Here is a 25,801-nt window from a genome sequence, read left to right on the forward strand (position 1 = left end):
CGACCATGACTGCTACCACTGAGCGCACCGTCAAGGGCGTCCTCGGCGAGAAGCTCGGCATGACCCAGGTCTGGGACGCCGACAACCGGCTGGTCCCGGTGACCGTGATCAAGGCCGGCCCCTGCGTCGTCACCCAGGTGCGGAGCACCGACACCGACGGCTACAACGCGGTCCAGATCGCCTACGGCGCCATCGACCCGCGCAAGGTCAACCAGCCGATGAAGGGCCACTTCGCCAAGGCCGGGGTCACCCCGCGCCGCCACCTGGTGGAGCTGCGCACGGCCGACGCCGGAGACTACGCCCTCGGGCAGGAGCTCACGGTGGAGACCTTCGAGGACGGCCAGCGCGTCGACGTCACGGGCACCACCAAGGGCAAGGGCTTCGCCGGTGTCATGAAGCGTCACAACTTCTCCGGTGTCAGTGCCTCGCACGGCTCGCACCGCAACCACCGCAAGCCCGGCTCGATCGGCGGCGCGTCCACCCCGGGCCGCGTCTTCAAGGGCCTGAAGATGGCCGGCCGGATGGGTGGCGAGCGACAGACCACCGCCAACCTCACGATCCACGCCGTGGACGCCGACAAGGGCCTGCTGCTGGTCAAGGGAGCCGTCCCCGGCCCCCGTGGCAGCGTCGTCCTGGTCCGCACTGCTGCGAAGGGGGCCTGACCGTCATGACGACGATCACCATCACCACTCCGACCGGTGGCGACGCCGGCACCCTGGAGTTGCCCGCCGAGATGTTCGACGTGCAGACCAACGTGCCGCTGATCCACCAGGTCGTCGTCGCCCAGCTCGCCGCGGCGCGTCAGGGCACGCACTCCACCAAGACGCGGGCCGAGGTCCGCGGCGGTGGTCGCAAGCCGTACCGCCAGAAGGGCACCGGCCGCGCCCGCCAGGGCTCGATCCGGGCGCCGCAGTTCGCCGGCGGTGGCGTCGTGCACGGCCCGAAGCCGCGTGACTACGCGCAGCGCACCCCGAAGAAGATGAAGGCGGCCGCCCTGCGCGGGGCCCTCTCCGACCGGGCGCGCCACGGTCGCATCCACTGCCTGTCCGCCGTGGTCGAGGGCGACGCCCCGTCCACCAGGACGGCGCTGGCGGCCCTGTCGACGCTCACGACGCGACCGAACCTGCTCGTGGTCATCGACCGCAGCGACCAGATCGGTGTCAAGAGCCTGCGCAACCTGGCCGACGTGCACGTGCTGTTCGTCGACCAGCTCAACACCTACGACGTGCTGTGCAGCGACGACGTGGTCTTCACGCAGTCTGCACTGACCGCCTTCATCGACGGCACCGCCTCGTCCTCCGGGACGCCGGCCGCCGCTGCTCAGGAGGACACCAAGTGAGCACCGTGACCAACAAGGACCCCCGCGACGTGCTGCTGTCGCCGGTCGTGTCCGAGAAGTCCTACGCGCTGCTGGACCAGGGCAAGTACACCTTCCTGGTGGACCCCCGGTCCAACAAGTCCGAGATCAAGAAGGCCGTGGAGCAGATCTTCGGCGTGAAGGTCGAGTCGGTTCACACCATGAACCGCCAGGGCAAGGCGCGTCGCACACGCTTCGGGATGGGCAAGCGCAAGGACACCAAGCGCGCCATCGTGACGCTCAAGGAAGGCACCATCGACATCTTCGGCACTCTCTGAGTGTCGCGGTAGTCGAGACGAGATCTTAAGGACTGCAACAACTATGGCTATCCGAAAGTACAAGCCGACAACGCCGGGCCGTCGTGGCTCGAGCGTGGCCGACTTCGTCGAGGTGACCCGCTCCACGCCGGAGAAGTCGCTGGTGCGCCCGCTGAGCAAGACCGGTGGCCGCAACGCCTCCGGCCGGATCACCACCCGTCACATCGGTGGTGGCCACAAGCGTGCGTACCGCGTCATCGACTTCCGCCGCGCGGACAAGGACGGTGTCAACGCGAAGGTCGCCCACATCGAGTACGACCCCAACCGCACGGCGCGCATCGCGCTGCTGCACTACGTCGACGGCGAGAAGCGCTACATCATCGCGCCGAACAAGCTGCGCCAGGGCGACCTGGTCGAGAACGGCCCGTCGGCCGACATCAAGCCCGGCAACAACCTGCCCCTGCGCAACATCCCGGTCGGTACGGTCATCCACTGCATCGAGCTGCGGCCCGGTGGTGGGGCCAAGATCGCCCGCTCCGCCGGCACCCGCGTGCAGCTGGTCGCCAAGGAGGGCTCCATGGCTCAGCTGCGGATGCCCTCGGGCGAGATCCGCAACGTCGACGCGCGCTGCCGCGCGACCGTCGGCGAGGTCGGCAACGCCGAGCAGAGCAACATCAACTGGGGCAAGGCAGGCCGGATGCGGTGGAAGGGCAAGCGCCCGACCGTCCGTGGTGTGGTCATGAACCCGGTCGACCACCCGCACGGTGGTGGCGAGGGCAAGACCTCCGGTGGTCGTCACCCGGTGAGCCCGTGGGGCCAGCCGGAGGGCCGGACCCGACGTCCGAACAAGCCCAGCGACAAGATGATCGTTCGTCGCCGTCGCAAGAAGCGCTGAGTAGGAGCTAACGAAGACATGCCTCGCAGTCTGAAGAAGGGCCCCTTCGTCGACGACCACCTCGTCAAGAAGGTGGACGCCCAGAACGAAGCCGGCACCAAGAACGTCATCAAGACCTGGTCGCGTCGGTCCATGATCACCCCGGACATGCTCGGCCACACGCTGGCCGTGCACGACGGCCGCAAGCACGTCCCGGTCTTCGTGACCGAGTCGATGGTCGGCCACAAGCTGGGTGAGTTCGCTCCGACCCGGACCTTCAAGGGTCACGAGAAGGACGACAAGAAGGGCCGTCGCCGATGACCACCAGCGAGATCGAAGGGAACACGATGGAAGCCAAGGCGCAGGCGCGGTACGTGCGCGTCACGCCCATGAAGGCGCGTCGTGTCGTGGACCTCATCCGCGGCAAGCGGGCCACCGACGCCATCGCGACGCTGCAGTTCGCCCCGCAGTCGGCCAGCGAGCCGGTGCTGAAGCTGCTGAACAGCGCCATCGCCAACGCGCGCTACCGGGCCGACCAGACCGCCCAGGGCTTCGACGAGCGCAACCTCGTCGTGACCGCCGCCTGGGTCGACGAGGGCCCGACCATGAAGCGGTTCCGTCCGCGGGCCCAGGGCCGCGCGAGCCGCATCCTCAAGCGCACGAGCCACATCACCGTGGTCGTCGCCGAGGGCCCGACGACCACCAAGGGAGGTACCCGCTGATGGGCCAGAAGATCAACCCGAACGGCTACCGCCTGGGGATCACGACCGACCACCGCAGCCGCTGGTTCGCCGACTCGACCAAGCCGGGTCAGCGTTACCGCGACTACGTCAAGGAAGACGTCGCGATCCGCAAGCTGATGTCGACCGGCATGGACCGGGCCGGCATCTCCAAGGTGGAGATCGAGCGCACCCGCGACCGCGTCCGCGTCGACATCCACACCGCCCGCCCGGGCATCGTCATCGGGCGTCGCGGGGCCGAGGCCGACCGCATCCGTGGCGAGCTGGAGAAGCTGACCGGCAAGCAGGTTCAGCTGAACATCCTCGAGGTCAAGAACCCCGAGATCGACGCTCAGCTGGTGGCTCAGGGCATCGCCGAGCAGCTCGCCGCCCGCGTGACCTTCCGTCGCGCGATGCGCAAGGGCATGCAGTCCGCCCTGCGGGCCGGCGCCAAGGGCATCCGGATCCAGTGCTCGGGCCGTCTCGGCGGCGCAGAGATGTCCCGCTCGGAGTTCTACCGCGAGGGCCGGGTGCCGCTGCACACGCTGCGGGCGAACATCGACTACGGCTTCTACGAGGCCCGCACCACCTTCGGCCGGATCGGCGTGAAGGTGTGGATCTACAAGGGTGACCTCACCGCCAAGGAGCTCGCGCGCGAGGAGGCCGCTGCCGGCCCGTCGCGTCCGGCCCGTGGCCGTCGTGACAGTGGCGACCGCCCCGGTGGCCGTCCTCGTCGTGGCGACCGTCCCGAGCGCCGTGGCGCCGGTGAGTCCGCTGCCCCGGCTCCGGCCGAGGCTCCGGCCGCCGAGACGCCCAGCGTCCCTGCCACCACCGAGGGAGAGCAGTCCTGATGTTGATTCCCCGTCGAGTCAAGCACCGCAAGCAGCACCACCCCAAGCGGAGTGGTGCTGCCAAGGGCGGCACCACGATCGCCTTCGGTGACTACGGCATCCAGGCTCTGGAGCCTGCCTACGTCACCAACCGGCAGATCGAGTCCGCTCGTATCGCCATGACCCGCTACATCAAGCGTGGCGGAAAGGTCTGGATCAACATCTACCCGGACCGTCCGCTCACCAAGAAGCCGGCCGAGACCCGCATGGGCTCCGGCAAGGGCTCACCGGAGTGGTGGGTCGCCAACGTCAAGCCGGGCCGCGTCATGTTCGAGCTCTCGGGTGTCTCCGAGGAGATCGCTCGTGAGGCCATGCGCCTGGCCATGCACAAGTTGCCGATGAAGTGCCGCTTCGTCGCGCGTGAGGGTGGTGACAACTGATGGCAGTCGGATCCTCGCACCTGACTCCCGAGCAGCTGCGTGGCCTGGAGGACGACCCCCTGCGGGACGCCCTCACCGAGGCCAAGAAGGAGCTGTTCAACCTGCGGTTCCAGTCGGCCACCGGCCAGCTGGAGAGCCACGGTCGGCTCCGCGCGGTCCGCAAGGACATCGCGCGCATCTACACCGAGATGCGTGAGCGTGAGCTGGGCATCGGCCGCGAGCCGGCCGCCCGGACCGAGACCGAGACGACCGACGAGACCGAGAAGGTGGGCTGACATGACCGAGACGCCAGCTGACGTGAGCAACGCTCCGCAGGACGACGCCGCGGCCGAGACGTCCCGCAACTACCGCAAGGCCCGCCAGGGTTACGTGGTCAGCGACAAGATGGACAAGACCGTTGTCGTCATGGTCGAGGACCGCGTGAAGCACGCCCTGTACGGCAAGGTCATGCGCCGCAGCCACAAGGTGAAGGCGCACGACGAGGAGAACTCGGCCGGTGTCGGCGACCTCGTGCTCATCATGGAGACCCGTCCGCTGTCGGCGACCAAGCGCTGGCGTGTGGTGGAGATCCTCGAGCGCGCGAAGTAAGCCACATCATCCCTCCACGTATCCATCCACAACGTTCGGCAAGGCTCACCCGGGACCACCGGGGGAGAACCCGCTCGACGACAGGAGTTCGACAGTGATCCAGCAGGAGTCGCGACTGCGTGTCGCGGACAACACCGGGGCGAAGGAGATCCTGTGCATCCGCGTGCTCGGTGGCTCCGGCCGCCGGTACGCCGGCATCGGTGACACCATCGTCGCCACCGTCAAGGACGCGATCCCCGGCGGCAACGTCAAGAAGGGCGACGTGGTCAAGGCCGTGATCGTGCGCACCAAGAAGGAGCGCCGTCGCCCCGACGGCAGCTACATCAAGTTCGACGAGAACGCCGCCGTCATCCTCAAGAACGAGGGCGACCCCCGGGGCACCCGAATCTTCGGCCCGGTCGGTCGCGAGCTGCGTGACAAGAAGTTCATGCGCATCGTGTCGCTGGCCCCGGAGGTGATCTGAGCCATGGCGAAGATGAAGATCAAGAAGAACGACCTCGTCCAGGTCATCGCCGGCCGCACCCAGGCCAAGGGCGGCGACCGCGGCAAGCAGGGTCGGGTGATCGAGGTCTACCCCGACACGAACCGCGTGCTCGTCGAGGGTGTCAACCGCATCACCAAGCACACCAAGGCCGGCAGCGAGCGCGGTGTCAACACCGGCGGCATCCTGGTCACCGAGGCCCCGGTCCACGTGAGCAACGTGGCCGTGGTCGACCCGGAGACCAAGAAGCCCAGCCGGGTCGGCACCCGGGTCGAGACCGTCGAGCGTGACGGCCGGACGAAGACGCAGCGCACCCGCATCGCCGTGCGCTCGGGTAAGGACCTGTGATGACCACGACCACCGACAACGTGACCGGCGTGCCGCGCCTCAAGCAGCGCTACCACGACGAGATCAAGCCCGCGCTGACCAGCGAGTTCGGCTACACCAACCCCATGCAGGTGCCGGGGATCGTCAAGATCACGGTCAACATGGGTGTGGGTGAGGCCGCCCGCGACAGCAAGCTGATCGAGGGCGCCATCCGCGACCTTGCCACGATCACCGGCCAGAAGCCGGCCGTGACCAAGGCCCGCAAGTCCATCGCGCAGTTCAAGCTGCGCGAGGGCATGCCGATCGGTGCGCACACCACGCTGCGCGGCGACCGGATGTGGGAGTTCCTGGACCGGCTGCTCTCGCTGGCCCTGCCCCGCATCCGTGACTTCCGTGGCCTGTCGCCCAAGCAGTTCGACGGCCGTGGCAACTACACCTTCGGTCTCACCGAGCAGTCGATGTTCCACGAGATCGACCAGGACAAGATCGACCGCGTTCGTGGCATGGACATCACCGTGGTCACCACTGCGCACAACGACGAAGAGGGGCGCGCGCTGCTGAAGCAGCTGGGCTTCCCGTTCAAGGAGAACTGACCGTGGCCAAGACCGCCCTCGTCAACAAGGCGAACCGCAAGCCGAAGTTCAAGGTGCGCGGCTACACCCGCTGCCAGCGCTGTGGCCGTCCGCACTCGGTCTACCGCAAGTTCGGCCTGTGCCGGATCTGCCTGCGGGAGATGGCGCACGCCGGCGAGCTGCCGGGCGTGACCAAGTCCAGCTGGTAGTCCGGCTCACCGCACTCTCCACACCTCTCCACACGACATCGCAGGTCGGCCGGCATCGCACCCGCGCTCCGGCTGAAACCACGATGAGGAAGGGCTCGAAGCCCCATGACCATGACCGACCCGATCGCGGACATGCTGACCCGCATCCGTAACGCCAACTCGGCGCACAAGGACCAGGTCCGCATGCCGTTCTCCAAGTTGAAGTCCCACGTCGCCGAGATCCTCCTTGCCGAGGGTTACATCGGCGGCTGGTCCGTCGAGGACGCCGAGGTGGGCAGGACGCTCGTCATCGACCTCAAGTACGGCCCGAACCGGGAGCGCTCCATCGCGGGCGTGCGCCGGGTGTCGAAGCCGGGTCTGCGCGTCTACGCCAAGTCCACCAACCTGCCCCGCGTGCTGGGCGGCCTGGGCGTGGCCATCATTTCCACCTCCTCCGGCTTGTTGACCGACAAGCAGGCGGCTGAGAAGGGCGTGGGTGGGGAAGTCCTCGCCTACGTCTGGTAACGAAGGGAGCGCCAAGAGATGTCGCGTATTGGACGACTTCCCATCACCGTGCCCGCGGGCGTCGACGTGTCCATCGAGGGCCAGGACGTGACCGTCCAGGGGCCGAAGGGCCGGCTGGCCCACTCGGTCGCTTCGCCGATCTCGGTGGAGCGTGCCGAGGACGGCACCCTCGAGGTGTCGCGGCCCGACGACGAGCGCAACTCCCGCTCGCTGCACGGACTCACCCGCACGTTGATCGCCAACATGATCGAGGGCGTCACGAACGGGTACACCAAGAAGCTGGAGATCCACGGCACCGGTTACCGCGTGGTCGCCAAGGGCTCGGGCCTCGAGTTCGCCCTCGGCTTCTCGCACCCGGTCCTGGTGACCGCCCCCGAGGGCATCACCTTCGCGGTCGAGGGCCCCACCCGGTTCTCGGTCAGCGGGATCGACAAGCAGCAGGTCGGCGAGGTGGCCGCGAACATCCGTAAGCTCCGCCGCCCCGACCCCTACAAGGGCAAGGGTGTGCGTTACGAGGGTGAGCGCATCCGCCGCAAGGTCGGAAAGGCTGGTAAGTAAGCCATGGCAATGATCGTCAAGCGTGCCAAGGGCAAGAGCGCTGCGCGCTCGCGTCGGCACCTGCGTCTGCGCAAGAAGGTCACCGGCACGGGCGAGCGTCCGCGCCTGGTCGTGAACCGTTCCTCGCGCCACGTGTTCGTCCAGCTGGTCGACGACACCGAGGGCCACACCGTGGCCTCGGCCTCGACCATGGAGGCGGACCTGCGCGGGTTCGACGGTGACAAGACCGCCAAGGCCCGTCGTGTCGGCGAGCTCCTCGCCGAGCGCGCCAAGGCCGCCGGCGTGGAGACCGTGGTGTTCGACCGTGGTGGCAACCGGTACGCCGGTCGCGTCGCGGCGGTCGCCGACGGCGCCCGCGAGGGTGGTCTGTCCCTGTGATCCTGAACGTCAACGTCGAGAAGAGGAACGTCTGATGGCTGCAGAACCGCAGCGCCGAGGCGCCGGCGACGGCAGTGCCGACGGTCAGGACCGTCGGGACCGCCGCGGCGGCTCCAACCGTGACAACCGTGACAACCGCCGCGGGGGTCGAGAGGACGAGCGCAACCAGTACCTGGAGCGTGTCGTCACCATCAACCGTGTCGCCAAGGTCGTGAAGGGTGGTCGTCGCTTCAGCTTCACCGCCCTGGTCGTCGTCGGCGACGGCGACGGCACCGTGGGTGTCGGCTACGGCAAGGCCAAGGAGGTGCCCGCCGCGATCGCCAAGGGTGTCGAGGAGGCGAAGAAGAACTTCTTCCGCGTCCCTCGCATCGGCGGCACCATCCCGCACCCTGTCCAGGGTGAGGCCGCGGCCGGCGTCGTCATGCTCCGCCCGGCCAGCCCAGGTACCGGTGTGATCGCCGGGGGCCCGGTGCGCGCCGTCCTGGAGTGCGCCGGCATCCACGACGTGCTGAGCAAGTCGCTCGGCTCGGACAACTCGATCAACGTCGTGCACGCCACCGTGCAGGCGCTGAAGGACCTCGAGCGTCCCGAGTCCGTCGCCGCCCGCCGGGGCAAGTCCCTGGAGGACGTCGCGCCCGCGGCGATGCTCAAGGCTCGTGCAGAGGCAGGTGCGTGATGGCACAGCTCAAGGTGACCCAGACCAAGTCGAGCATCGGTGGCAAGCACATGCACCGGGAGACCCTGCGCTCCCTGGGGCTCAAGCGCATCGGTGACACCGTTGTGAAGCAGGACCGTCCCGAGTTCCGCGGGATGGTCCGCACGGTCGCCCACCTGGTGACCGTCGAGGAGGTTGACTGACCATGGCTGACAGCACAGCCAAGACCGAGCGCGCCGCGCTCAAGGTGCACCACCTGCGCCCTGCCCCCGGCGCCAAGACCGCCAAGACCCGCGTGGGCCGTGGTGAGGGCAGCAAGGGCAAGAGCGCCGGCCGCGGCACCAAGGGCACGAAGGCCCGCTACCAGGTGCCGGAGAGCTTCGAGGGCGGCCAGACGCCGATGCACATGCGGCTGCCCAAGCTGCGTGGCTTCAAGAACCCGTTCAAGACGACCTACCAGGTCGTCAACCTGGACACCCTGGCCGAGCTGTTCCCCGAGGGTGGCGAGGTCGGCGTGGCCGACCTGGTCGCCAAGGGCGCGGTCCGCAAGAACCAGCCCGTCAAGGTGCTGGGTGACGGCGAGCTCTCCGTGGCCCTGACCGTCACCGCCGACCGGTTCTCGAGCTCCGCCAAGGAGAAGATCGAGGCTGCCGGCGGGTCCGTCACCGCGACTGGGCAGTGATGCTCCGGTCGCCGACGGCCTACGGGTCCTGCCCGGCAGTGTCCTGAGGCGGCCAGTGCGAACGATGCCCCGAGCCCTCACCGAGTGCTCGGGGCATCGTTCGTCCACCCACAGGTGTTATCGTCGCCCGGTCCGAGCCTGATCCCACGGACCGGAACACTCACTTCGGGATCATCGAGGAGGATCCGACGTGCTCTCCGCGTTCGCGCGGGCGTTCCGGACGCCCGATCTTCGCAAGAAGATCTTGTTCACGCTGGGCATCATGGCGCTGTTCCGCCTGGGGTCCCACATCCCTGCACCCGGCATCGACTACACGCTCGTGCAGGCCTGCCAGGACGCCGCCACCGCCAGCACCAACTCCGTGCTCGGCTTCGCGAACCTCTTCAGCGGCGGCGCCCTGCTGCAGCTGTCGATCTTCGCGCTGGGGATCATGCCGTACATCACGGCCGCCATCATCGTGCAGCTGCTCACCGTGGTCATCCCACGGTTCGAGCAGCTGAAGAAGGAGGGGCAGGCCGGCCAGACCAAGATGACGCAGTACACGCGCTACCTGACCATCGGTCTGGCGGTGCTGCAGTCCTCCACGCTGGTGACCTTCGCCCGCTCCCCGGAGAACCTCTTCGGCGGCACGTGCACGACCGTCATGCCCGACGAGGGGGTCCCGGTCATCCTGATGATGGTGCTCACGATGACCGCGGGCACCAGCCTCATCATGTGGCTCGGCGAGCAGATCACCGAGCGTGGCGTCGGCAACGGTATGTCGCTGCTCATCTTCACCGCCATCGCCGCGGGCTTCCCCGGCTCGCTGGCGGTCATCCAGCAGCGCTCCTGGACCACCTTCAGCATCGTGCTGGCGCTGGGCCTGGTCATCATGACGCTCGTGGTCTTCGTCGAGCAGTGCCAGCGGCGCATCCCGGTGCAGTACGCCAAGCGGATGATCGGGCGTCGCCAGTACGGCGGGACGTCGACCTACATCCCGCTCAAGCTCAACATGGCCAACGTCATCCCGATTATCTTCGCCAGCTCGATCCTCACGCTGCCGACCCTGATCGCCCAGTTCAACACCCCCTCGGACGGCAGCCTGCCGCCACAGTGGGTGACCTGGGTCAACACCTACATCGGCTTCGGCAGCGGTGAGACGCACTGGGTCTACATGGCGCTGTACACCGCCATGGTCATCTTCTTCACGTTCTTCTACGTCTCGGTGACCTTCAACCCCGTCGACGTCGCCGACAACATGAAGAAGTACGGCGGCTTCATCCCCGGCATCCGTGCGGGACGGCCTACCGCCGAGTACCTTGAGTACGTGATCACGCGGATCACGACGGTGGGAGCCCTCTACCTGGGCATCCTGGCGCTCATCCCGCTGATCGCGTTCAACATGCTGGGGACCTCGCAGGACTTCCCGTTCGGCGGCGCCTCGATCCTCATCATCGTCGGGGTCGGGCTGCAGACCGTGAAGCAGATCGAGTCCCAGCTGCAGCAGCACGACTACGAAGGGTTCCTCCGCTGATGCGTCTTCTCATCCTCGGCCCCCCCGGAGCAGGCAAGGGCACCCAGGCGGTCCGGATCGCCGAGCACCACGGCATCCCCGCGATCTCGACCGGCGACATCTTCCGGGCCAACATCAAGGGCGAGACCGAGCTCGGCAGGCAGGTGACCGCGATCCTCTCCTCCGGTGGCCTGGTGCCGGACGAGGTGACCAACGCGATCGTCCGTGACCGGCTGGGACAGCAGGACGCCGGGGACGGCTTCCTGCTCGACGGCTACCCCCGCACGCCGGGCCAGGTCGAGGCGCTGGACGAGATGCTGACGGACCGCGGTGTCGGGCTCGACGCCGTGCTGGAGCTCACCGTGGACACCGACGAGGTCGTGGCCCGGCTGCTGCAGCGCGCACAGGAACAGGGTCGGGTGGACGACACCGAGGAGGTCATCCGCGAGCGGATGCGCCTCTACGCAGAGGAGACGGCCCCGCTGTCGCGGATCTACCGCGAGCGCGGGCTGCTGTGCCAGGTCGACGGCATGGGCACGGTCGAGGAGGTCACGGCGCGCATCGAGAGCACGCTCGCCGATGTCGTGCCCGCCGAGAGCGCCGCGGACTGATGTCCTTCCTGCGCCGGCCCAAGATCGAGGCGAAGAGCTCCGAGCAGCTGGTGCTCATGCGGCGGGCAGGTCTGGTCGTGGGCGAGACGCTGCAGCTGGCTCGCGAGGCGGCCGTCGCCGGTGCCCGCACCGGTGACATCGACGAGATGGCCGAGAAGCACATCCGCGCCCAGGGGGCGGCGCCCTCGTTCAAGGGCTACCACGGCTTCAGCGGCTCGCTGTGCATCAGCGTCAACGACGAGGTCGTGCACGGGGTGCCGGGGGAGCGCGTGCTGCGCGCAGGTGACCTGGTCTCGGTCGACTGCGGCGCGATCGTCGAGGGGTGGCACGGCGACGCGGCCCTGTCCTTCGTCGTGGGCGGCCGCGAGGAGGCGCGCCCCGAGGACCTCGCGGTCATGGACGACACCGAGACGGCGCTGTGGGCCGGCATCGCCGCCCTCCGGCACGGCGAGCGGCTGTATGCCGTCGGTGAGGCCGTCGAGGAGTCGGTCGCCGCAGCACTCGAGCGACGACGTGCCCAGGACCTGTCGGTCGAGTACGGCATCGTCGAGGACTACGTGGGGCACGGCATCGGCCGTGAGATGCACATGGACCCGCACGTGCCCAACTTCGCGGTGAGCGGCAAGGGCCCGACGGTGCCCGTCGGCGCCACGCTGGCCGTCGAGCCCATGGTGACGCTCGGCACGATCGACACCCACACGCTGGACGACGACTGGACGGTCGTCACGGACGACGGCTCCCGGGCCGCCCACTGGGAGCACACCGTCGCCGTCACCGAGGGCGGGCTGTGGGTCCTCACCGCGCTCGACGGCGGCCAGGCGGGGCTGGCCGCCGCCGGCGCCACCTTCGCGCCGCTGGCCTGACCTGCCCTCCTGCCGGATGTGGCAGCAGCCCTGCCGATTGGTGTCCTGCGCGCACGGTGTCGTAGACTGGTGTGTCGGTCCCGTGTGGGCCGATTCTTGTGCAGTCAACGAAATGTGGAGGACATGGCGAAGAAGGACGGCGTCATTGAGATCGAGGGCACGGTTGTCGAAGCCCTCCCGAACGCGAACTTCCGGGTGGAGCTGACCAACGGTCACGTTGTGCTGGCCCACATCTCCGGCAAGATGCGTCAGCACTACATCCGGATCCTCCCCGAGGACCGGGTCGTCGTGGAGCTCAGCCCGTACGACCTGACCCGCGGTCGCATCGTCTTCCGCTACCGCTGACGCACCACAGAGCACGACCCCGGCACCCGGGCCACGTCCGGGAGCCGGGACACCACCTGTTCACCCCCAGATCGAAAGACGGCAGCGAACACATGAAGGTTCAGCCGAGCGTCAAGAAGATCTGCGACAAGTGCAAGGTGATCCGCCGCAACGGCCGGGTCATGGTGATCTGCGACAACCTGCGCCACAAGCAGCGCCAGGGCTGAGCAGCCTCACCGTCAGTCTCGACTGACCGACCACGCGTCGCGGGCTTCCCCGCACGCCAGCAACAACAGAACACGCAGCACCCGGCCCCCGACCTCGTCGGGACGTCACCCTCGGACGCGTTGGCCGAGGACCGCGGAGCGAGCACACGATGCGCTCGCTCGCTACACGCGGACCGGTGCTGCTCCAGACCACGCGAGACCATCAGGAGCACCGCCACATGGCACGACTCATCGGTGTCGACCTCCCGCGCGAGAAGCGCGTCGAGGTCGCCCTCACCTACATCTTCGGCGTGGGACGCACCCGCGCCGACCAGACGCTGGAGGCCACGGGTGTCGACCCGTCCACCCGCGTCAAGGACCTGACGGACGAGCAGCTGGTGCAGCTGCGCGACCACCTCGAGACCCACTTCCGTCTCGAAGGTGACCTCCGCCGTGAGGTGGCCGCCGACATCCGCCGCAAGGTCGAGATCGGCAGCTACCAGGGCCTGCGGCACCGCCGCGGTCTTCCCGTGCACGGCCAGCGCACCAAGACCAACGCGCGCACCCGCAAGGGTCCCAAGCGCACTGTCGCCGGCAAGAAGAAGGCCGGCAAGTAACCACCGTGGAGGGCCTCGCCCCCCACACCCCCCAACTGCCTCGTCATCAGGAGTCCAGCAATGCCCCCCAAGAGCCGTAGCACGGCCGGCGCCCGCAAGGTGCGTCGCAAGGAGAAGAAGAACGTCGCCTTCGGGCAGGCTCACATCAAGAGCACGTTCAGCAACACCATCGTCTCGATCACGGACCCGACCGGCGCGGTGATCGCGTGGGCCTCGTCCGGCCAGGTCGGGTTCAAGGGCTCTCGCAAGTCCACACCGTACGCCGCCCAGATGGCCGCCGAGGCCGCCGCCCGTCGTGCCATGGAGCACGGCATGCGCAAGGTCGACGTGTTCGTCAAGGGCCCGGGCTCCGGTCGTGAGACCGCGATCCGTTCGCTCACCGCCGCCGGCCTCGAGGTCGGTGCCATCAGCGACGTGACGCCGCAGGCACACAACGGCGTCCGCCCGCCCAAGAAGCGCCGCGTCTGAGCGTCGGAACGGAAAGGTAAGACAACTATGGCCCGCTACACCGGACCCATCACCAAGAAGTCCCGCCGACTCAAGGTCGACCTGGTCGGCGGTGACAAGAACTTCGACCTCCGCCCCTTCCCTCCGGGTCAGCACGGCCGTCGCCGGACCCAGGAGAAGGAGTACCTGACGCAGCTGCAGGAGAAGCAGAAGGCCCGCTTCACCTACGGCGTCATGGAGAAGCAGTTCCGTCGCTACTACGAGGAGGCGGCCCGCCGCCCCGGCCAGACCGGTCACAACCTGCTGGTCATCCTCGAGTCCCGGCTCGACAACGTCGTCTACCGTGCCGGCCTGGCGCGCACGCGCCGCGCCGCGCGCCAGCTCGTGACGCACGGCCACTTCACGGTCAACGGGCAGCGCGTCGACGTCCCGTCCTACCGGGTCGATAAGTACGACATCATCGAGCCCCGCAAGCAGTCCGTCGAGACGTTCCCGTTCGAGCTGGCCCGCCAGACCTTCGGCGACCGTCCGATCCCGGCCTGGATGAAGGTCGTCCCGGGCTCGCTGCAGATCCTCATCCACCAGCTGCCGACGCGTGAGCAGATCGACACGATCCTCACCGAGCAGCTGATCGTGGAGCTCTACTCGAAGAACTGACACCCACGGGGGGCTCCGTCCCCCGTGGACCCTCCGTCCGGGCTCGTCCCGGACGGTGTGCTGGTGTGGCACGCCCGTCATGCCACACCAGCACGTCGGTCGGGCGAGGACAGAGTCGCCCGACCTGCGCAGGCCCTGGCCTGCACCCTGACACGGCGTCATATAGCGGTCGCCCGTGTGGAAAGGAACAACCGTGCTCATCGCACAGCGCCCCACCCTGTCCGAGGAGGTTCTCTCCGAGTCCCGCTCGCGGTTCTCGATCGAGCCCCTCGAGCCCGGCTTCGGCTACACCCTCGGCAACTCCCTGCGTCGCACCCTGCTCTCCAGCATCCCGGGTGCCTCGCTCACCAGCATCCGCATCGACGGCGTGCTGCACGAGTTCTCCACCATCCCCGGGGTCAAGGAGGATGTCACCGAGATCATCCTCAACCTCAAGAGCCTGGTCGTCTCCAGCGAGCACGACGAGCCCGTCGTGATGTACCTGCGCAAGCAGGGGGCCGGTGCGGTCACCGCCGCGGACATCGCCCCGCCGGCCGGGGTCGAGGTGCACAACCCCGACCTGCACATCGCCACGCTCAACGACTCCGGCAAGATCGAGATGGAGATGACCGTCGAGCGCGGTCGTGGCTACGTCTCGGCGCAGCTGAACAAGTACGCCGACCAGGAGATCGGCCGGATCCCGGTCGACTCCATCTACTCCCCGGTGCTCGCCGTGACCTACAAGGTCGAGGCGACCCGTGTCGAGCAGCGCACCGACTTCGACCGTCTGGTCGTCGACGTCGAGACCAAGAACTCGATGGCTCCGCGTGACGCCATGGCGTCGGCCGGCAAGACCCTGGTCGAGCTGTTCGGCCTGGCGCGTGAGCTCAACGTCGAGGCCGAGGGCATCGAGATCGGCCCGTCCGTCGGTGACGCAGCCCTCGCCTCCGACCTGGCGCTGCCCATCGAGGACCTCGACCTGACCGTCCGGTCCTACAACTGCCTCAAGCGCGAGGGCATCCACACCGTGGGCGAGCTCGTGGGGCGCAGCGAGGCCGACCTGCTGGACATCCGCAACTTCGGGGCCAAGTCGATCGACGAGGTCAAGGAGAAGCTGGGCGAGATGGGCCTGGCCCTCAAGGACAGCCCGCCCGGGTTCGACCCGAGCCAGGCCGACTACACCGAGGACCTGGAGGACGAGGGCGACGCCTCGTTCGCCGAGGACGAGCAGTACTGATATTCCGCTGAAGGAGACCCACCATGCCTACCCCCAAGAAGGGCCCGCGCCTCGGCGGCGGTCCGGCGCACGAGCGCCTGATCCTGTCCAACCTCGCCACCGCCCTGTTCGAGCACGACCGCATCACCACCACCGAGGCCAAGGCCAAGCGGGTCCGCCCGCTCGCCGAGCGTCTGGTGACCTTCGCCAAGCGTGGCGACCTGCACAACCGGCGCAAGGTCATGGCCATCGTCCGTGACAAGGGCGTCGTGCACCGTCTCTTCACGGAGATCGCGCCCGACATGGCCGAGCGGGAGGGTGGCTACACCCGCATCACGAAGATCGCCCCCCGCAAGGGCGACAACGCCCCCATGGCCGTGATCGAGCTCGTCCGTGAGCCCGTCGCCAAGAAGAAGGTCGTCGAGCAGGCCGAGGGCGCCACCAAGCGCTCCGCCAAGGACCGCAAGGCCGCGGCCGCCCCGGCTGTCGAGCCCGACTCCGACGTCGCCGAGGCCGAGCTCGCCGACGCCGAGGCCGCTCGCGAGGAGGGCGCCACCGTCGCCGCTCCGGCCGAGACGGTCGAGGTCAACGACACGGCCACCGACGACACCACGGAGGCGGCCAACACCACCGCCACCGACGGTGCCGACGAGAGCACCGAGGACGACACGAAGGCCTGAGCCCTCCTGCCGCACCTCTGCGGGGCCGCTCCACCTCACGGTGGAGCGGCCCCGTCGTCGTGCCCGGCACGGCACTCGGGACAGCGGCGTCGCAGTACAGTCGGGCACCATGACCAGCCCTCAGCCGACCGTCCGGGTGCGGGTGGACCTGGCCTACGACGGCACGGGCTTCTCGGGGTGGGCGGCGCAGCCCGGTCTGCGCACCGTCGAGGACGAGCTGGCCAGGGCCTGGGCGACCGTCCTGCGCGTCGCCCCCCCTCGGCTGACGGTCGGCGGCCGGACCGACGCCGGCGTGCATGCCCGGGGGGCGGTGGCCCACCTGGACGTCCCCGTCGAGGCGTGGGAGGCGATGCCGGGGCGCAGCGAACGGACGCCGGGCCAGGCGGCTGTCGCCCGGCTGGCGGGGGTCCTCCCGGCCGACGTCGTCGTCCGGTCCGCACAGGTGGCCCCCGCCGGCTTCGACGCGCGGTTCTCGGCGCTGGACCGCCGCTACACCTACCGGCTCTGTGACGACCAGCCCCGCCTGGACCCGCTGCGCCGGCACGACACGGTCCGTCACCGGCGGGCCCTGGACGTGGGGGCGATGGACCGGGCGGCCGGTGGGCTCGTGGGGCTGCACGAGTTCGCGGCCTTCTGCCGACGGCGCGAGGGAGCGACGACGGTGCGCACGCTCCTGACCTACCGGTGGGAGCGTGCGGAGGACGGCACCCTCGTGGCCACAGTGGTCGCGGACGCCTTCTGTCACAGCATGGTCCGCGCGCTGGTGGGTGCCACCGTCGTGGTGGGGGAAGGGCGTGAGGACGAGGGCTGGCCCGCGCGTGTCCGCGACCGGGGCGTGCGCGACCCACGGGTGCCGGTGATGCCGGCGCACGGCCTCACGCTGGAGGAGGTCCGCTACCCCTCCGAAGAGGGGCTGGCGGCGCGCGCGGCACAGGCGCGGGCCCGGCGGACGCTTCCCGGGGCGGGAACGGGCGCCGGCTGATCGTCGACCGGGCGCCCGTCCACCGGACGTTCATGCAGGTCGTGGCGCGGTCCGGGAATGAACCGGGGTCTGTCGGCGCTGAGTTCTAGCGTTGTCCCAGAGCGACCGACCAGCCGAAGGGGGCCCCAGTGCCGATCATCGAGGCCCATGGCCTGACCAAGACCTACATGTCACGGTCCCAGACGGTGCACGCGCTGGCCGGTCTGGACCTGACCGTGCCGGAGGGCACGGTCAAGGGGCTGCTCGGCCCCAACGGAGCAGGCAAGACGACCACTGTGAAGGTGCTGAACACCCTGATCCGGCCCGACTCCGGCACCGCCACCATCGACGGCATCGACGTCGTGGCCGACCCGCAGGGCGTGCGCCGGGTCATCGGCGCCTCCGGTCAGTACGCCGCGGTCGACGAGAACCTCACGGGCCTGGAGAACCTGGAGATGGTGGGTCGGCTCTACCATCTGGGCACCCGGCAGGCCCGGGCCCGGGCGCGGGAGCTGATCGAGGCGTTCGACCTCACCGAGGCCGGCAGCCGACCGGTGAAGGGCTTCTCCGGAGGCATGCGCCGCCGTATCGACCTTGCGGGTGCGCTGGTGAACAACCCCCGCATCCTCTTCCTCGACGAGCCCACGACCGGCCTCGACCCACGCAGCCGGCTGGCGCTGTGGGAGATCATCGGCGACCTGGTCAAGGGCGGCACGACCCTGCTGCTGACCACGCAGTATCTCGAGGAGGCCGACTACCTGGCCGACCACATCTCGGTCATCGACCAGGGCCGGGTCATCGCCGAGGGCACCTCGGACGAGCTCAAGGCCCAGGTCGGCGGACACCGCGTGGTGGTCACCCTGGTCGACGACGGCGATGCTCCGGCGGCGCGCGCCGTTCTGGCCCGCGCCGGCAGCGGCGAGCCCTCGGTCAGCGACAACCGGCGTGAGCTCGACGTCGCCGTCGACCAGGGGCCGCCGGCGCTACAGCAGGTGCTCGCCGAGCTCGGCGACCACGGCATCAGGCTGCACGACGCCGGGATGCGCCGCCCCACCCTCGACGACGTGTTCCTCACCCTGACCGGGCACCGTGCCGAGGAGCTGCCCGACGAGTCCGCCCCGAGCCTGCAGGAGGCCACCCGATGAGCACCGCAGCCCCCACCTCGCCGAGCCGGACGCCCGCCCACCCGGCGACGCCACCGCTGCGGCCCCAGGTCACCGGAGCGCTCAACACCTGGGTCGCCGACGGCTGGACCGTCACCTGGCGCAACCTGAGCAAGATCAAGCGGTCTCCCGACATGCTGCTCTTCGCGGTCCTGCAGCCGATCATGTTCGTCGTCCTCTTCTCCCAGGTCTTCGGCGGCGCGATCGACGTCGGGGGCGACCTCGACTACACGAGCTTCCTCATGGCCGGCATCTTCGCGCAGACCGTCGTCTTCGGGTCGACCTTCTCGGGCGCTGCGATGGCCCAGGACCTCAAGGAAGGTCTCATCGACCGTTTCCGCACGCTGCCGATGAACCCGTCGGCGGTGCTGGTGGGCAGGACCAACTCGGACCTCGTCCTCAACGGCATCTCGATGGTCATCATGATCGCCACCGCGTGGGTGCTCGGATGGCGCTTCACCAACGGCTTCTGGTCCTTCCTGGCCGGGGTCGGGCTGCTCCTGCTCTTCTCCTACGCCTTCAGCTGGGTGATGGCACTGCTGGGCATGATGGTGCGCACGCCCGAGGTGATCAACAACGCCTCGTTCATGATCCTCTTCCCCCTCACCTTCATCTCCAACGCCTTCGTGCAGGCGCAGAGCCTTCCGGGGCCGCTGGAGTTCTTCGCCAACTGGAACCCCGTCTCCGCGCTCGTGCAGGCCGCCCGCGAGCTGTTCGGCAACACCGGAGGTGTGCCCGCGCCGGACACCTGGCCGATGCAGCACCCGGTGGTCACCGTCATCCTGGGGGCTGCGGTCATGCTGGCCGTCTTCGTCCCGCTGGCGGTGCGCAGGTTCGGACGCACCACCTCGCGCTGACCCGAGCACGCGCGCGCACCGCCGTGCCATGCTGGGCCGATGACGTCGACCGTGCGCTCCGTCCTGCAGGCCAAGGAGGCCGAGCTCGTGGAGCAGATGCACGTGCTGACGCGACCTCAGCAGGACCAGGGGAGCATCTCCTTCGGCAAGCGGGTGGGCGACGGCACGGCGATGGCGGTCGACCGCCTGAGCGCCGTCACCGCCCATGACGCCCTCGGTGCCCTGCTGGCCGAGGTCCGACGCGCGCTGGCCAAGGAGGACGAGGGGTCCTACGGCGCCTGCGACACCTGTGGCGAGCTGATCCCGCCGGGGCGCCTGGAGGTCCGTCCGTGGTCGACACGGTGCGTGCGGCACAGCTGAGTCGTGCCCTGAGGGTAAGGATTTCGCAAAATCTTGCGAGAACCTGTTGAGATTTTGTCGTCAGCGGTCTAACGTGCCCAGGTAGGCGGTGCCTCTCGACCGCCCTTCCTGTCGCAGCATCCTTCTGGAGACGCAATGTCGCGCCGACTACTGGCAGTCCTGACCGGTTCCACCCTGCTCGCCACCTCCCTGGCCGTGCCTCTGACGAGCAGCGCAGGGCCGGTGCTGCCCACCCAGGCCGGCGGCCCCACCGTCACCTTGGTGGGTTCCCTGCAGGACGAGCTGGGGTGCGCGGAGGACTGGGATCCCACCTGCCCAGACACCGCTCTGACACCGGTCGAGGGCAGCGACACGGCCTACACCGGGGTCTTCGAGGTCCCCGCCGGTGACTACCTCTACAAGGTCGCCCTCGACGGCGCCTGGGAGGTCTCCTACCCGGAGAACGACGTGCCGCTCGTGCTCGAGGGCCCGGCCACGCTGGAGTTCTCGTTCGACACCGAGTCCGAGGCCATCGGCATCGTCCCGCAGGACCTTGCCGGCGGCGTCCAGGAGGGTGACGAGACGCTCGCGGGGGACAGCCTGCGCGAGTTCGTCACCGACGAGCAGTTCTACTTCGTCATGGCCGACCGCTTCGCCAACGGTGACCCGTCCAACGACACGGCAGGCATCGCGGGCGACCGGCTCGACCACGGCTTCGACCCGACCGACAAGGGCTTCTACCACGGCGGCGACCTGGCCGGGATCATGGACCGGCTCGACTACATCGAGGGCCTGGGCACGACAGCCATCTGGCTCACGCCCTCCTTCAAGAACCAGCCCGTGCAGGGTTCCGGCGACGACGTCAGCGCCGGCTACCACGGCTACTGGATCACCGACTTCACCCAGATCGACCCGCACCTGGGCACCAACGACGAGATGCGCGCGCTCATCGACGCGGCGCACGGCCGTGGCATGAAGGTCTACTTCGACATCATCACCAACCACACTGCCGACGTGATCGACTACGAGGAGGGGGAGTACGGCTACCGCTCGAAGACCGACTACCCCTACGTCGACGCCGACGGTGCCGTCTTCGACGACAAGGACTACGCAGGCAGCGACACCTTCCCGGAGGTCGACCTCGACTCCTTCCCCTACACCCCGGTCTTCCGTGACGAGGCAGACGCGACCGTCAAGGTGCCGGAGTGGCTCAACGACCCGCGGCTCTACCACAACCGCGGGGACTCGACCTTCGCCGGGGAGTCGAGCGAGTACGGCGACTTCATCGGCCTGGACGACCTGTGGACCGAGCGCCACGAGGTCGTCGACGGCATGGTCGACATCTACTCGACCTGGGCCGAGTTCGGCATCGACGGCTTCCGCATCGACACCGTGAAGCACGTCAACATCGAGTTCTGGCAGGAGTTCAGCCCGCGCGTGCTGGAGGCGGCACAGGACGCGGGCAACGAGGACTTCTTCATGTTCGGCGAGGTCTACGACAGCAGCCCGGAGTACCTGTCGACCTTCACCACCGAGGGTGAGCTGCAGAGCGTCATCGACTTCGGCTTCCAGGCCCGCTCCGTCGACTTCGCCCAGGGCGCCGCGACGACGAACCTGCGCGACTTCTACGCGCAGGACGACTACTACATCGACACCGACTCCAACGCCTACCAGCTGCCCACCTTCACCGGGAACCACGACATGGGCCGGGCCGCGATGATGCTGGCTGGTGCCGGCTACTCCGGTGACGAGCTCATGGAGCGGGTGCAGCTGTCCAACGAGCTGATGTTCCTCACCCGCGGCCAGCCGGTCGTGTACTACGGCGACGAGCAGGGCTTCATCGGGGCCGGCGGCGACAAGGACGCCCGGCAGGACATGTTCGCCACGCAGACGCAGCAGTATGCCGAGGAGGAGGTGCTCGGTGGCCCGTCGGGTGCCGTCGAGCGCTACGACACCGACCACCCGCTCTACCGGCAGATCGCCGCGCTGTCCGACCTGCGTGAGGAGCACCCGGCCCTCGTCGACGGCGCCCAGGTCCACCGCTACGCCTCCGGCGGCGAGGGCGTCTACGCCTTCAGCAGGATCGACGCGGAGGAGCTCGTCGAGTACGTCGTCGTGACCAACAACTCCACGAGCGAGCAGACCGTGTCGGTCCCGACCTACCAGGGCAAGACCCAGTTCCGGGCCGTCCACGGTGACGACGCGCGCGTCAAGACCGACGCCGAGGGTTTCCTCGACGTGACCGTCGGGCCTCTGTCGAGCGAGGTGTACCGGGCAGGCAAGGCCCTGTCGCCGGCCGGCAGGCCCAAGGGGCCGAAGGCCGCCGGCGGCACCGGCGAGGCCCCCGCGGTGCACCTCACCAGCCCCTCGGCCGGAGGTGTTGTCGGAGGTCGCGCCGAGATCCGTGCCGCGGTCCCGGTCAACGCCTTCGCGCAGGTGAGCTTCGCCTACCGCCCGGTGGGCACCACCGGGTGGACCCCGCTCGGCACGGACGACAACAAGCCCTACCGCGTCTTCCACGACGTCTCAGAGATGGCCCACGGCACCCTGCTGGAGTACCGCGCGGTGCTCAAGGACCACGACGGTCGGCTCTCGGCCGACAGCAGCTACGGCGTCGTCGGTGCGGCGAGCTCCGGAGGCGGCGGGGGCAGTGGCCCGGGGCCGGTCGGCCCCGTCGAGCAGCCCGAGGCCGTCTCGGTGCCGGGCAACCACAACTCCGAGATGGGCTGCCCGGGTGACTGGCAGCCCGACTGCGACCAGGCCCAGCTCGGTCTGGACACCAAGGACCAGATCTGGAAGGGCACCTACGCGGTCCCTGCCGGTGACTGGGAGTACAAGGCCGCCATCGACCGGTCCTGGGACGAGAACTACGGCGCCGGCGCAGTGCCCGGCGGGCCCGACATCGGCTACTCGACCGACGGCGGTGACGTCAGCTTCTACTACGACCACGCCACCCACTGGGTGACCAGCGACGCCCAGGGCGACATCATCACGGCGCCCGGCAGCTACCAGTCCGAGCTGGGCTGCCCGGGTGACTGGCAGCCCGACTGCATGCGTCCGTGGCTGCAGGACCCGGACGGCGACGGCACCTACACCTGGTCGACGACCGAGATCCCGGCCGGCAACTACGAGTTCAAGGTGGCCCACGACCTGTCCTGGACGACCAACTACGGGGAGGGCGGGGTCCAGGACGGGCCGAACGTCGGCTTCTCGGTGCCCAGCGACGGCGTGGTGACCACGATCAGCTATGTGCTCGAGACCCACGTCATGTCGGTGTCGACGTCGGTGGCCGGGGTCGCTCCCGACCTCACGACGGCCCGGGCCTACTGGGTGGAGACCGACCTCGTGGCGGTGCCGACCCTGGACGATCCCGAGCTGAGCTCGGGTCGGCTGCACTGGTCGCCCGACGGCGGCCTGGCCGTGGACGCGGAGGGCGTCACCGGCGGTGACTCCGCCGCGCTGACCTACGACCCGGCAGGGCTGCCGGAGGACGTGCTCGAGCGGTTCCCGCATCTGGAGGGCTACAGCGCCCTGCGGCTGGACTCCAGGACCGCGCGGCAGGCCGGTGAGATCCTCCGCGGCCAGGTGGCCGTGGCAGCCTACGACGACCTCGGCCGGGTCACCGACGCGACGGGGCTGCAGGTCCCCGGGGTGCTCGACGACCTCTACGGTGCCTCGGCGAGCGAGGCGGCCTACGGCGTGACCTGGCGCGGCCCGAACCCGAGCCTGCGCCTGTGGGCACCGACGGCCCAGGACGTCGACCTGCTCCTGTGGCCGGCCGACGCCGCCGACGACGCCCCCGTGGAAGACGCGCAGCGCATCCAGATGAAGCGCTCCGGCGACGGCTCGTGGGAGGCGAAGGGCAAGAGGTCGTGGCGGGACGGTCGCTACCTCTACGAGGTGACCGTCTTCGTCCCCTCCACCGGCGAGGTGGAGCAGAACCTCGTGACCGACCCGTATGCGGTGGCGCTCACCCTGAACTCCACACGGTCGGTGGTCGTGAACCTGGACGACCCCGCATGGCAGCCCGAGATCTGGCGGGACTCCACCCCGCCGGCCCTGGAGCAGGAGGTCGACCAGAGCATCTACGAGCTGCACGTGCGTGACTTCTCGGTGAGCGACCCCGACATCCCGGAGGAGCTGCGGGGGTCCTACCTCGCCTTCGCCGAGGACGGCTACGGTCGGCGCCACCTGGAGGAGCTGGCCGACGCCGGGCTCAACACGGTCCACCTGCTCCCGACCTTCGACATCGCCTCCATCGAGGAGGACCCCGCCCAGCAGTCCGAGCCGCAGTGCGACCTGGAGTCCTACGCCCCGGACAGCGAGGAGCAGCAGGCCTGTGTCAAGGCCGCCTCGGGCGACGACGCCTTCAACTGGGGCTACGACCCCTGGCACTTCATGGCCCCCGAGGGCTCCTACGCCTCGACCGCGCAGGCGGCCGACGGCGGGGAGCGGGTCGCGGAGTTCCGCACGATGGTCGGCGGGCTGCACGACGCTGGCCTGCGGGTCGTGCTCGACAAGGTCTTCAACCACACCGCCCAGTCCGGGCAGGGTGAGAAGTCCGTGCTCGACCGGGTCGTGCCCGGCTACTACCACCGGCTCAACGCGACCGGGCAGGTGGAGACCTCCACCTGCTGTCAGAACATCGCCACCGAGCACGTGATGGCCGAGAAGCTCATGGTGGACGCCGTCGTCGTCTGGGCCCGGGACTACCGGGTCGACGGGTTCCGCTTCGACCTGATGGGGCACCACAGCCGCGAGAACATGGAGGCGGTCCGCGCTGCGCTCGACGAGCTCACGGTCTCGTACGACGGGGTGGACGGCAGCGCCGTCACCCTCTACGGCGAGGGCTGGAACTTCGGCGAGGTGGCCGACAACGCGCGCTTCTACCAGGCGACCCAGGGCCAGCTCGACGGCACCTCGATCGCGACCTTCAACGACCGTCTGCGTGACGGTGTGCGCGGCGGTGGCCCCTTCGACGAGGACCCGACGGCGGACCGCGGCTTCGGCTCCGGTGGCACCAGCGCCAACGACACCGACCTGGTCCAGGTCGGCCTGGCCGGCAACCTGCGCGACTTCGTGCTGCGCAGCCAGGAGACCGGGGACGAGGTGACCGGTGCGCAGGTCAGCTACAACGGCTCCCCGGCGGGCTACGCCGAGCACCCGGACGAGGTCGTGAACTACGCCGATGCCCACGACAACGAGACGCTGTTCGACTCGCTGACGTTGAAGCTGCCCCAGGACACCCCCATGGCAGACCGGGTGCGCCTCAACACGCTGTCCATGGCGACGGTCACGCTGAGCCAGAGCATCTCGTTCTGGCACGCCGGCTCCGACCTGCTGCGCAGCAAGAGCCTGGACCGCAACTCCTACGACAGCGGTGACTGGTTCAACCTGCTCGACTTCACCATGCAGGACAACGGGTTCGCTCGAGGCCTGCCGCCGGCCGCGGACAACGAGGACAAGTGGGACCTCATGCGCCCCCTGCTGGCCGACCCCTCGCTCACGCCGGCTCCGGCCGACATCGAGCTGGCCGCCGAGACGTCCCAGGACCTGCTGCGCCTGCGCTACTCGACCGACCTGTTCCGGCTCGGAGACCCCGAGGCGGTCAACGACAAGGTGTCCTTCCCCGTGTCGGGCACGGACGACGGCAGCGCCGACGTCATCGTCATGCATGTCGACGACACCGTCGGGGTCGACGCGGACGACGAGCTCGAGCGGCTCGTCGTGGTCTTCAACGCGTCGGGCGAGGCGGTCGAGCAGCCGGTGCCCGGCCTAGAGGGCGAGCTTCTCGAGCTGTCGGAGGTGCAGGCCGAGGGCGCCGACGACGTGGTGAAGGCGGCCACCTGGGACTCCGGCAGTGCCACGGCGAGCGTGCCGGCCTACACGGTGGCGGTGTTCGTCGGCCGCTGACCACGGAAGACGGAGGGCCCGGGCCGCAGGGGAACAGGGTGGCCC

Annotated in this window: 35 protein-coding genes; all 35 read left to right on the forward strand. The window is 69.0% G+C overall.

Annotated features, from left to right (window positions below):
* The first annotated feature begins 5 nt into the window (after positions 1 to 5).
* The 35 genes from rplC (at position 6) to pulA (ending at position 25,756) form a co-directional block, all read left to right on the forward strand.
* Positions 6 to 662, forward strand: coding sequence for a 50S ribosomal protein L3 (gene rplC, locus LVO85_RS05025; RefSeq protein ID WP_232746320.1), 657 nt, complete (start codon positions 6 to 8; stop codon positions 660 to 662).
* 5 nt (positions 663 to 667) lie between these two features.
* The gene (gene rplD, locus LVO85_RS05030; protein ID WP_232746321.1) at positions 668 to 1,339 is read left to right on the forward strand and encodes a 50S ribosomal protein L4; all 672 of its coding nucleotides are present in this window, start codon (positions 668 to 670) and stop codon (positions 1,337 to 1,339) included.
* Positions 1,336 to 1,635 (forward strand): 50S ribosomal protein L23, encoded by a 300-nt coding sequence (rplW, locus tag LVO85_RS05035; protein ID WP_232746322.1) that lies wholly within the window; start codon positions 1,336 to 1,338, stop codon positions 1,633 to 1,635. Before rplD ends, rplW begins: the two co-directional genes overlap by 4 nt.
* A 43-nt stretch (positions 1,636 to 1,678) precedes the next feature.
* Positions 1,679 to 2,509, forward strand: coding sequence for a 50S ribosomal protein L2 (rplB, locus tag LVO85_RS05040; protein WP_232746323.1), 831 nt, complete (start codon positions 1,679 to 1,681; stop codon positions 2,507 to 2,509).
* An 18-nt stretch (positions 2,510 to 2,527) separates the two neighbouring features.
* Entirely contained in the window at positions 2,528 to 2,809 is a 282-nt protein-coding gene (rpsS, locus tag LVO85_RS05045) for a 30S ribosomal protein S19 (RefSeq protein ID WP_097188198.1), read from the forward strand.
* Positions 2,810 to 2,835: 26 nt separating this feature from the next.
* A complete protein-coding gene (gene rplV, locus LVO85_RS05050; protein ID WP_232746841.1) occupies positions 2,836 to 3,210 on the forward strand; it encodes a 50S ribosomal protein L22 in 375 nt (124 codons plus the stop codon).
* Positions 3,210 to 4,058: a 30S ribosomal protein S3 gene (gene rpsC / locus LVO85_RS05055; RefSeq protein ID WP_232746324.1), complete on the forward strand. Its 849-nt coding sequence runs from the start codon at positions 3,210 to 3,212 to the stop codon at positions 4,056 to 4,058. The genes rplV and rpsC overlap by 1 nt, the downstream gene beginning before the upstream one ends.
* Complete coding sequence (gene rplP, locus LVO85_RS05060) at positions 4,058 to 4,477, forward strand: 50S ribosomal protein L16 (protein WP_232746325.1); 420 nt, start codon at positions 4,058 to 4,060, stop codon at positions 4,475 to 4,477. Before rpsC ends, rplP begins: the two co-directional genes overlap by 1 nt.
* Entirely contained in the window at positions 4,477 to 4,752 is a 276-nt protein-coding gene (rpmC, locus tag LVO85_RS05065) for a 50S ribosomal protein L29 (RefSeq protein ID WP_232746326.1), read from the forward strand. Before rplP ends, rpmC begins: the two co-directional genes overlap by 1 nt.
* 1 nt (position 4,753) lies before the next feature.
* The gene (gene rpsQ / locus LVO85_RS05070; protein WP_232746327.1) at positions 4,754 to 5,065 is read left to right on the forward strand and encodes a 30S ribosomal protein S17; all 312 of its coding nucleotides are present in this window, start codon (positions 4,754 to 4,756) and stop codon (positions 5,063 to 5,065) included.
* 94 nt (positions 5,066 to 5,159) lie between these two features.
* Positions 5,160 to 5,528, forward strand: a complete 369-nt coding sequence (rplN, locus tag LVO85_RS05075; protein ID WP_232746328.1) for a 50S ribosomal protein L14 — start codon at positions 5,160 to 5,162, stop codon at positions 5,526 to 5,528.
* A gap of 3 nt (positions 5,529 to 5,531) precedes the next feature.
* Positions 5,532 to 5,894: a 50S ribosomal protein L24 gene (gene rplX, locus LVO85_RS05080; protein WP_232746329.1), complete on the forward strand. Its 363-nt coding sequence runs from the start codon at positions 5,532 to 5,534 to the stop codon at positions 5,892 to 5,894.
* Positions 5,894 to 6,466, forward strand: a complete 573-nt coding sequence (gene rplE / locus LVO85_RS05085) for a 50S ribosomal protein L5 (RefSeq protein WP_232746330.1) — start codon at positions 5,894 to 5,896, stop codon at positions 6,464 to 6,466. Before rplX ends, rplE begins: the two co-directional genes overlap by 1 nt.
* Before the next feature lie 2 nt (positions 6,467 to 6,468).
* Entirely contained in the window at positions 6,469 to 6,654 is a 186-nt protein-coding gene (locus LVO85_RS05090; RefSeq protein ID WP_143782484.1) for a type Z 30S ribosomal protein S14, read from the forward strand.
* Between the two features lie 105 nt (positions 6,655 to 6,759).
* Positions 6,760 to 7,158, forward strand: coding sequence for a 30S ribosomal protein S8 (gene rpsH, locus LVO85_RS05095; protein WP_232746331.1), 399 nt, complete (start codon positions 6,760 to 6,762; stop codon positions 7,156 to 7,158).
* A gap of 18 nt (positions 7,159 to 7,176) precedes the next feature.
* Positions 7,177 to 7,716, forward strand: a complete 540-nt coding sequence (rplF, locus tag LVO85_RS05100; RefSeq protein WP_232746332.1) for a 50S ribosomal protein L6 — start codon at positions 7,177 to 7,179, stop codon at positions 7,714 to 7,716.
* 3 nt (positions 7,717 to 7,719) lie between these two features.
* Positions 7,720 to 8,094 carry a 50S ribosomal protein L18 gene (gene rplR / locus LVO85_RS05105; RefSeq protein WP_269813029.1) on the forward strand — a complete coding sequence of 125 codons (375 nt, stop codon included), beginning with the start codon at positions 7,720 to 7,722 and terminating at the stop codon, positions 8,092 to 8,094.
* A 34-nt stretch (positions 8,095 to 8,128) separates the two neighbouring features.
* A complete protein-coding gene (gene rpsE, locus LVO85_RS05110; RefSeq protein ID WP_232746333.1) occupies positions 8,129 to 8,770 on the forward strand; it encodes a 30S ribosomal protein S5 in 642 nt (213 codons plus the stop codon).
* On the forward strand, positions 8,770 to 8,952 hold the full coding sequence (gene rpmD / locus LVO85_RS05115) for a 50S ribosomal protein L30 (RefSeq protein ID WP_232746334.1): 183 nt from the start codon (positions 8,770 to 8,772) through the stop codon (positions 8,950 to 8,952). Before rpsE ends, rpmD begins: the two co-directional genes overlap by 1 nt.
* Positions 8,953 to 8,954: 2 nt before the next feature.
* Positions 8,955 to 9,431, forward strand: a complete 477-nt coding sequence (gene rplO, locus LVO85_RS05120) for a 50S ribosomal protein L15 (RefSeq protein ID WP_232746335.1) — start codon at positions 8,955 to 8,957, stop codon at positions 9,429 to 9,431.
* Positions 9,432 to 9,621: 190 nt separating this feature from the next.
* Positions 9,622 to 10,944 carry a preprotein translocase subunit SecY gene (secY, locus tag LVO85_RS05125; RefSeq protein WP_232746336.1) on the forward strand — a complete coding sequence of 441 codons (1,323 nt, stop codon included), beginning with the start codon at positions 9,622 to 9,624 and terminating at the stop codon, positions 10,942 to 10,944.
* Positions 10,944 to 11,534 (forward strand): adenylate kinase, encoded by a 591-nt coding sequence (locus tag LVO85_RS05130; RefSeq protein ID WP_232746337.1) that lies wholly within the window; start codon positions 10,944 to 10,946, stop codon positions 11,532 to 11,534. Before secY ends, LVO85_RS05130 begins: the two co-directional genes overlap by 1 nt.
* Positions 11,534 to 12,397, forward strand: a complete 864-nt coding sequence (map, locus tag LVO85_RS05135) for a type I methionyl aminopeptidase (RefSeq protein ID WP_232746338.1) — start codon at positions 11,534 to 11,536, stop codon at positions 12,395 to 12,397. Before LVO85_RS05130 ends, map begins: the two co-directional genes overlap by 1 nt.
* Before the next feature lie 123 nt (positions 12,398 to 12,520).
* Positions 12,521 to 12,742: a translation initiation factor IF-1 gene (gene infA, locus LVO85_RS05140; RefSeq protein ID WP_022925313.1), complete on the forward strand. Its 222-nt coding sequence runs from the start codon at positions 12,521 to 12,523 to the stop codon at positions 12,740 to 12,742.
* 92 nt (positions 12,743 to 12,834) lie between these two features.
* Positions 12,835 to 12,948 carry a 50S ribosomal protein L36 gene (gene rpmJ, locus LVO85_RS05145; protein WP_007928044.1) on the forward strand — a complete coding sequence of 38 codons (114 nt, stop codon included), beginning with the start codon at positions 12,835 to 12,837 and terminating at the stop codon, positions 12,946 to 12,948.
* 218 nt (positions 12,949 to 13,166) lie between these two features.
* Entirely contained in the window at positions 13,167 to 13,544 is a 378-nt protein-coding gene (gene rpsM / locus LVO85_RS05150; protein WP_232746339.1) for a 30S ribosomal protein S13, read from the forward strand.
* 60 nt (positions 13,545 to 13,604) lie between these two features.
* Positions 13,605 to 14,012, forward strand: coding sequence for a 30S ribosomal protein S11 (gene rpsK, locus LVO85_RS05155; RefSeq protein ID WP_232746340.1), 408 nt, complete (start codon positions 13,605 to 13,607; stop codon positions 14,010 to 14,012).
* 27 nt (positions 14,013 to 14,039) lie between these two features.
* Positions 14,040 to 14,648, forward strand: a complete 609-nt coding sequence (gene rpsD / locus LVO85_RS05160; RefSeq protein WP_232746341.1) for a 30S ribosomal protein S4 — start codon at positions 14,040 to 14,042, stop codon at positions 14,646 to 14,648.
* Positions 14,649 to 14,841: 193 nt separating this feature from the next.
* Complete coding sequence (locus LVO85_RS05165) at positions 14,842 to 15,864, forward strand: DNA-directed RNA polymerase subunit alpha (RefSeq protein WP_232746342.1); 1,023 nt, start codon at positions 14,842 to 14,844, stop codon at positions 15,862 to 15,864.
* A gap of 23 nt (positions 15,865 to 15,887) precedes the next feature.
* Positions 15,888 to 16,523, forward strand: coding sequence for a 50S ribosomal protein L17 (gene rplQ, locus LVO85_RS05170; protein WP_232746343.1), 636 nt, complete (start codon positions 15,888 to 15,890; stop codon positions 16,521 to 16,523).
* 109 nt (positions 16,524 to 16,632) lie between these two features.
* On the forward strand, positions 16,633 to 17,505 hold the full coding sequence (locus LVO85_RS05175; protein WP_232746344.1) for a tRNA pseudouridine synthase A: 873 nt from the start codon (positions 16,633 to 16,635) through the stop codon (positions 17,503 to 17,505).
* Between the two features lie 128 nt (positions 17,506 to 17,633).
* Positions 17,634 to 18,629 carry an ATP-binding cassette domain-containing protein gene (locus tag LVO85_RS05180; RefSeq protein ID WP_232746345.1) on the forward strand — a complete coding sequence of 332 codons (996 nt, stop codon included), beginning with the start codon at positions 17,634 to 17,636 and terminating at the stop codon, positions 18,627 to 18,629.
* Positions 18,626 to 19,504, forward strand: a complete 879-nt coding sequence (locus LVO85_RS05185) for an ABC transporter permease (RefSeq protein WP_232746346.1) — start codon at positions 18,626 to 18,628, stop codon at positions 19,502 to 19,504. The genes LVO85_RS05180 and LVO85_RS05185 overlap by 4 nt, the downstream gene beginning before the upstream one ends.
* A 39-nt stretch (positions 19,505 to 19,543) precedes the next feature.
* Positions 19,544 to 19,864 (forward strand): TraR/DksA family transcriptional regulator, encoded by a 321-nt coding sequence (locus LVO85_RS05190; protein WP_232746347.1) that lies wholly within the window; start codon positions 19,544 to 19,546, stop codon positions 19,862 to 19,864.
* A 135-nt stretch (positions 19,865 to 19,999) separates the two neighbouring features.
* Positions 20,000 to 25,756, forward strand: coding sequence for a pullulanase-type alpha-1,6-glucosidase (pulA, locus tag LVO85_RS05195; RefSeq protein ID WP_232746348.1), 5,757 nt, complete (start codon positions 20,000 to 20,002; stop codon positions 25,754 to 25,756).
* Positions 25,757 to 25,801 lie beyond the last annotated feature (45 nt).

Source organism: Ornithinimicrobium sediminis, assembly GCF_021272345.1.
GTDB classification, from domain to species: Bacteria; Actinomycetota; Actinomycetes; order Actinomycetales; family Dermatophilaceae; genus Ornithinicoccus; species Ornithinicoccus sediminis_B.